Annotated in this window: 7 protein-coding genes and 1 pseudogene; 4 read left to right on the top strand and 4 right to left on the bottom strand. The window is 72.1% G+C overall.

Annotation, left to right across the window (positions count from 1 at the left end; genetic code table 11):
* Positions 1-70: 70 nt before the first annotated feature.
* Positions 71-1072: a serine hydrolase domain-containing protein gene (locus ABZ656_RS55585; RefSeq protein WP_360280033.1), complete on the top strand. Its 1002-nt coding sequence runs from the start codon at positions 71-73 to the stop codon at positions 1070-1072.
* Positions 1073-1361: 289 nt separating this feature from the next.
* Here the strand turns inward: ABZ656_RS55585 and ABZ656_RS55590 are convergent, their stop codons facing one another.
* On the bottom strand, positions 1362-1631 hold the full coding sequence (locus ABZ656_RS55590) for a hypothetical protein (protein ID WP_360280039.1): 270 nt from the start codon (positions 1629-1631) through the stop codon (positions 1362-1364).
* On the opposite strand from ABZ656_RS55590, the pseudogene ABZ656_RS55595 reads away from it, so the two are divergent.
* The 3 genes and pseudogenes from ABZ656_RS55595 to ABZ656_RS55605 all read left to right on the top strand — a co-directional run.
* Positions 1627-2654 (top strand): annotated as a pseudogene (locus ABZ656_RS55595) (GTP-binding protein); the annotation flags it as partial. The gene ABZ656_RS55590 and the pseudogene ABZ656_RS55595 overlap by 5 nt on opposite strands.
* Before the next feature lie 215 nt (positions 2655-2869).
* Positions 2870-3532, top strand: coding sequence for a DUF4230 domain-containing protein (locus ABZ656_RS55600; RefSeq protein ID WP_097287784.1), 663 nt, complete (start codon positions 2870-2872; stop codon positions 3530-3532).
* A gap of 232 nt (positions 3533-3764) precedes the next feature.
* Positions 3765-4346, top strand: a complete 582-nt coding sequence (locus ABZ656_RS55605; protein ID WP_101402514.1) for a VanZ family protein — start codon at positions 3765-3767, stop codon at positions 4344-4346.
* Positions 4347-4449: 103 nt separating this feature from the next.
* Here the strand turns inward: ABZ656_RS55605 and ABZ656_RS55610 are convergent, their stop codons facing one another.
* From ABZ656_RS55610 to ABZ656_RS55620, 3 genes are read right to left on the bottom strand one after another with little or no spacing between them, the layout of a single operon-like run.
* Positions 4450-4824: a peptidase inhibitor family I36 protein gene (locus ABZ656_RS55610; RefSeq protein ID WP_079064802.1), complete on the bottom strand. Its 375-nt coding sequence runs from the start codon at positions 4822-4824 to the stop codon at positions 4450-4452.
* Entirely contained in the window at positions 4824-5552 is a 729-nt protein-coding gene (locus tag ABZ656_RS55615) for a hypothetical protein (protein WP_101402513.1), read from the bottom strand. The genes ABZ656_RS55610 and ABZ656_RS55615 overlap by 1 nt, the downstream gene beginning before the upstream one ends.
* A 3-nt stretch (positions 5553-5555) precedes the next feature.
* Positions 5556-5942 (bottom strand): hypothetical protein, encoded by a 387-nt coding sequence (locus ABZ656_RS55620; RefSeq protein ID WP_097287780.1) that lies wholly within the window; start codon positions 5940-5942, stop codon positions 5556-5558.
* Positions 5943-6291: the final 349 nt, after the last annotated feature.

Raw genomic sequence — 6291 nt, forward strand, 5'->3', positions numbered from 1 at the left:
GGGGGGGGCGCCCCCCCCCCCCCCCGCCGTGGGACCGGACGCGACCGCGTTACAGGCGGCGCTGGACCGGGTGACGGCAACCGGCGCGGTCGGCGCGGTCGCCGAGGTCCGGCAGGGCGGCGCCGTATGGCGCGGCAGCAGCGGCAAGTCCAGGCTCAACGGCGGGCAGCCCGCCCCCGTCGACGGCCGCTTCCGCGCCGGAAGCGTCACCAAGACGTTCACCGCCACCGTGGTGCTCCAGCTGGTGGGCGAGGGGCGGCTGCGCCTGTCCGACACCGCCGAGCGGTGGCTCCCCGGCCTCGTCCCTGCCCCCGGAGGCGACAAGATCACGGTCCGGGAACTGCTCCAGCACGCCAGCGGCCTGCCCGAGTACACCGACGGACTGCTCGACGGCGACGCCCCCCACGACCGCTTCCGCACCTGGACACCCGCCGAGCTGGTCCGACGGGCCGTCAAGGACGGCGACCGCAACCGCCCTCTGCTGTTCCCGCCGGGCACCGATCACCACTACTCGAATACGGACTACATCGTGCTCGGGATGATCGTCGAAAGGGTCACCGGCCGCTCGTACCGCACCGAAATCGACCAGCGCATCATCCGGCCCCTCGGGCTCCGGGACACCCGCCTGCCGGGCTCCTCGCCCTTCATCACCGGGCCTCACTCCCACGGCTACGAACCGGTGGAGAAAGGGGACGGGACACTTGTCCCGGTCGACTACACCACCGTCAACATGTCCATCGCCGGCGCCGCCGGCGAGATCATCTCCACCACCGCCGACCTCGACCACTTCTTCCGCACCCTGCTCAGCGGCGGCCTCCTGCGCCCGGCCGAGCAGCACGAGATGACCACCGACACCAGCGGCGACGGCTGGGGCCTCGGCCTGGAGATGGCCACGCTTCCCTGCGGCACCATCGTGGGCCACGGCGGCGGCACTCCCGGCTACCGCACCATCTCCTTCCACTCACTCGACGGCACCCGCCAAGTCACGGTGGACTGGACCGACTGGGGCACCGACGCCGACGCCGGCCCTGCGGCCCTCGCCCTGATGACCGCCGCCCTCTGCCCCTCGTAGCCACCGGGCCTTCATCACCCTCATGACCCGCCGCCTCACCCGTCGGAACCGCCGGACCGAGGCGGTCCCAACTCCTCTTGCCACAGCCGCCTGACGATCCCTCCGGCTACCCTTCGGTTCGCCGTCCATCGACGCGCAATCGAACGGCAAACCCAATCGCACCCAGCTTCAGGGCCTCGTGACCTGCGGCAAGTGACACAACCGCTTAACGCCAGACCGCTTGGGGGGCCAGCCAGGACTGGTACGAGGCGGCTCACCCCCGCCTGAGCGGGGAGGACATCCAGGACGCTCAGCCGGCGGACGCGTTCGGCGTCAGCCCCGCGCAAATCCAGTTGTGCCGGCAGAACTCCCATCTCGGTAAGAGCTGGGACCAGCAGGTCGGGACGTCCGTGTCCACCTCCGCGAGTGTGCCGGCCGCCGTCTCGTCCAGCGGGCGCGGGACGAGACGGGCACGCGCGGTGCCGAGGCCGCGCACACCGACGAGCTGGACGACGTACCGCGTGAGGCGGCGCCGGACGCCGTCGAGGAGCCCCGCCTCCCGCGCCCCCGCCCGGCGCACGGCGTATCTGCGGCTGTACGGTGGTGAAGTGACGTGCCGTCAGCGGCTCACGTTCACCCGGCGCGAGGCCGACGGGCGCACCGCCCAGTTCCCTGGCCGGGCCCGGGAACTGGAGGTCGCGGGGCGGCCGGGGGTGGCCACGTTGACCGCGGGCAACATCGCCGCGCTCCGGGGCGTCGTCGGCATCCGCGTCGGCGATCGGCTCTGTGAGGTCACCGACCGTGCGCCGCAGTTCGCGGCGCCGACCCTGGAGACCCTCGTCCGGGCCCGGCACCCCGACCAGGCGGAACCGCTGCGCTCGGCCCTCCTCGCGCTGGCCGACCAGGACCCGCTGATGCATGCGCGGCCCGCCGCGTCCGGCAGCACCACACTGCTCCTCTACGGCAAGGTGCAGAAGCAGGTCCTTGCGGCCACGCTCGCCCAGGACTTCGGGATCGAGGCGGAGTTCGAGCCGAGTCGGGTGCGGTTCCTGGAACGGCCGACGGCACCGGCGAGGCCTCCGCGGAGAGCCGGCGGCACGGGCACCTCGGGTTCTGGGCCACGGTCGGGCTGCGGATCGATCCGGGACCGCGCGGCTCCGGCGGCGTCTTCACGTACGAGACCGAGCTCGGCGCCCTGCCCCGTGCCTTCCACCAGGCGATCGAGGGCACGGTCCACGCGACCCTGCTCTCCGGTCGGCACGGCCGGCCGGTCACGGACTACCGGGTGACGCTCGTCCGTTCCGGATTCGCCGCGCCGCTCAGCACGGTCGCCGACTTCCGCGGCCTCACCCCGGTCGTGCCGCGACGCGCACTGGAGCGGGCGGGGACGCGGGTGTACGAGCCGTACCACGCCTTCGAGGTGGAGCTCCCGCTCGATGCGCCGGCCCCGGTCACGGCTCGGCTCGCCGCGCACGGCGCGCAGTTCGGGGAGACGACCGGCGGCCGGACCCGCCGGCTCGTCACCGGCGAGCTGCCGGCCCGGCATGTGCGGGAGGTCGAGCTGCGGCTGCAGGGGCTCACGCACGGGGAAGGGGTCTGGTGATCCCGCCCTTCGGGGGACCGCCGCGTGTAGTGCGGCGGATGCGGTACGCCGGGCGGACGCGGCGCTCATTCGGTGTACGGCGAAGTGTGGAGGCCGGTGCCACCACAGTGGACGCGCTCCCGCCCGCGCTCCCCGGCAGCGACGTCGATCCGCCAACAGAGCTGCCTAGGAGGTGATTTGGCGGGCATTCGGTGAGCAGGAAGGAGGACCGTCGAATGACGACGTCCATCAAGCGCCTGCCCAAGCGTATGCCCGCGTGGGCCAAGGCGATCACTGCCGTCGTGCTGGTGCTCGTGGTGCTGTTCGCCGGGCTGCGCCTGGCCGTTCTGCCCGGGCTGCGCGACCTGTTCGGTACCCAGACGCACGACCGCTCCGGACCAGCCCTCCTCAAGTCGATCCAGGACATGAGCCGTTACGACGCCGCCTCGGGCAACTTCCAGGTGGTGGTGGACCTGGAGAAGGATGCCAAGTACCTGCCCGACGCGATCCGCGGCACCCGCACGCTGTACGTGGGAGCCGGCACGGTCGAGGCGTACGTCGACCTCGGTTCGCTCGCCAAGAAGGACGTGACGGTCGACGCCGACCGCACCACGGCCACCCTGCGGCTGCCGCACGCGTTCCTCGGCAAGCCCGCACTCGACCCCAACCGCTCCTACGCCGTCTCCAAACAGCGTGGGCTGCTCGACCGGCTCGGCGACTTCTTCTCCGACAACCCGGACAGCGAACAGGCCGTGCAGAAACTCGCGGTCAAGCACATCGGCGACGCGGCGAAGGACAGCGAGCTCACCAAACGGGCCGAGGAGAACACCACCGGCATGCTCGACGGCCTGCTGCGCTCCCTCGGCTTCAAGGAGGTGAGCGTGAGCTACGGCGCCTGAGCCGGGCCGCACTCCGGCAAGGGTCCGGTGGGGCGAGGCCGTCGCCCCACCGGGCCCCACCTCGCGCACGGCGACGAACAGCGCCGGGATCCCGCCGGGCGCCCCTGCCCCCGACTGCCCGCGGGACGCCCTTTCATGACCCCCCTCCTTCCGTCGCGCGGGGCTCGGCATCGAAGGACGCTTTGCGGGTAACCGCCCTTACCTGGAGAACAGTTGAAACCGGGAGAATCGAATGGTCCGTACGGCGTCACTCTTGAGCACCCTGCGCACCACCGGTACGGCGAAATCAGGTCGACGGCCATCGGTACCCGCGCAGGAGCGCAAGGCGCTCCCGCTGCCCGTGCGGCTGCTCGTGATGCTGCTGGCCTTCGTGGCCATGGTGGCGTTCGCGGTCGCGCTGGCCCGGCTGACGCTGGAGCCGTCACCGGCGTCGAAGGCGCTCATCCACACCAATCTGCACCCCGGCAGTTCTCTGCGGGCCTATCTCGACCAGCCGGCGCTGCGCGACGCCGTGAAACAGATCGGCGGGAACGTCGTGCTCGGCGTGCCGTTCGGCGTGCTGGTGCCCGTGCTGATTCCGAAGGCCCGGGGGATCCTGCGCGTTCTGCTGCTCACCGCGGTGGTGATGCTGCTGGTCGAGTTGGTCCAGGGCACGCTGATCACCGGACGCGCCTTCGACATCGACGATGTCATCCTCAACACGTCCGGAGCGCTTGTGGGCTATCTGCTGCTGGGACGGCGGATGGGCCGGGCGGTGCATCCCAAGCGCCGTCGGAAGGGCCTGCGCAACCGGCGCGGAGCCCCGAAGGCATGAGGGGCCGCACGGCATGACCGTCCGTCCGCGGCCCCCACCGCGGGCGGACGGCGTTGATCGACCCCAGTCGATCGGCCGGGGCCGATCGACTGGGGTCGGCCTCTCAGCAACCCATGGACCAGGTGTGCGAGTCACCGCGGTCGTTCGCCACGGCGTTGTAGCCGACCTCCTCCCCCGGTCCGAGACAGATGGTCATGGCGCCGCCCTGCCAGGCGTCCTCGTAGACCTTCACGTGGTCCTTGACGCCGGGGCCCGAGATGCCGTGGTTGGCCCAGGAGGAGTCGGTGTCGGCGATCCAGCTCTCCCACCACCCGTCGTCCCCCGACCAGTTGGCGCGCTGGCCGTCGAAGTTGGCGTTCTCCCAGACGCAGAAGTTGCCGCTGGGGCAGTCGGCCGCGCCGGAGGGGGTGGCCAGGGCGAGGCCGCCGGTGAGGGCGAGCAGGGCCGCGGCTGCGGAGAGGGCGAGACGCTGGGTGATCACGAAGGGTCACTGCCTTTCTTCAGGGTTACCTGGACGGGCCGCTCGGCGTACAGATCCGCCGCACGGCGCAGTGCGCGGGTGCGCAGCTGCCGGTAGGTGGTCAGTTGTCCGTGCCGCTCGGCGCGGACCCTGGCCAGCAGGGCCGGTTCCAGCCGCGCCCGCAGCCGGGTGAGGCCGCTCTCACGTGCGCAGCGCGTGGAGACGGCGGGGTCGGGGCGGCCGGGGCGGGCTCCGTGCGTCGGCGTGGCGCAGCGGGTCCAGCGGGCGGTCGCGGCGCGGTAGTCGGGGTCGCGCTTCATGCGCTGCTGGGCCTCGGCCCGCAGGTTGTTCACCACGACCCGAGTACGGAACCAGAGCCGCTGGTCGCCGTAGAGATCGCGCTCGGCTGCGGCGAGGCAGCCGTCCGTGTGGGCGGTGACGGTATAGCCGGTGGCGAGGGTGACGGAGAGCTCGGGGTGGCCGCGGCCGAAGAGGGCGCTCTGCAGTCGGCGGTCCTGCGAGGCCGAAGCGCTGTGGTCCTGCGGTGCCGAGGCGTTCGGCAGGGCCAGTCCCTGCCGGGCCAGACAGCGGTCGACGAGTACCTGCTGGGCGGCGTCGATGAGGTCGTCGCGGTCGCGCTCGGTCCTGGGCAGCGGGGGCACGGCCCGCTGCGCCGGCGCTGTGGAGCACCCCGTCAACACCAGCACCGTGAGCGCGGCGGCGGCGAACGCGCGAAGGAGTCGCACGGGTCAGCCGACCTCGCAGCCCATCATTGTGTCGGCGACGCCGTCGAGCCGGGCGCCCCAGGGCCAGTTGTCGGCCAGGTCGTGCGCCCGGATCAGCCGGGCGTAGCAGGTGCCGCGGCCCCAGTCGATGGCGTACACGGCGGTGTCGGCGTTGGACCTGAAGGACGCGGCCTTGTCGTGCAGGAACTCCGGGACGTCCGTATAGCCCGGTGGGGTGTAGCACCAGGAGGAGCCGTGCTGTCCGGCGGCGGTCCAGAAGCACACGTCTCCGGCCCGCGACGCGCCAGGCGTCGCCGCGCTCGCCGGTACGGCGGTGAGCAGGGCGGTCGAGGCCAGCAGGACGGTCGAGGCGAGGAGGGCGGCGGCGGGCACGGCGAAGCCACGGGGCATGACGACTCCCGGAGGGAAGAGGGGGCGCCGGGGCGGTCGCGATCACCCGGCAAGATCAACCGTGCCCTCGGGGGAATCGGCCCATGCCGGGTTCCCGCCCTTTGGTGATCTTTCCTGGGGTGCGGGGTCGTTCCTCCCGCGACAGCTCACACCGGCGCGAGTCGCGAGGTCCGCGCGCTCCCGCCTCCTCGATCCAGCTGTCCGGCGTCGCGTCCTGATCCGCCGGACAAGCCCTGGCGCCGTGATCCGCCGGACAGGCCCTAGGCCCTGTCGTCAAATTCCCGTCTGCCCCGCGACGCCATGCACGCACTCTCACCGCACCAGGCACAGACCCAAGTACGTCCAGTAC

The sequence above is a fragment of the Streptomyces sp. NPDC007095 genome (genome assembly GCF_040634475.1).
In the GTDB taxonomy this organism is placed as follows: domain Bacteria; phylum Actinomycetota; class Actinomycetes; order Streptomycetales; family Streptomycetaceae; genus Streptomyces.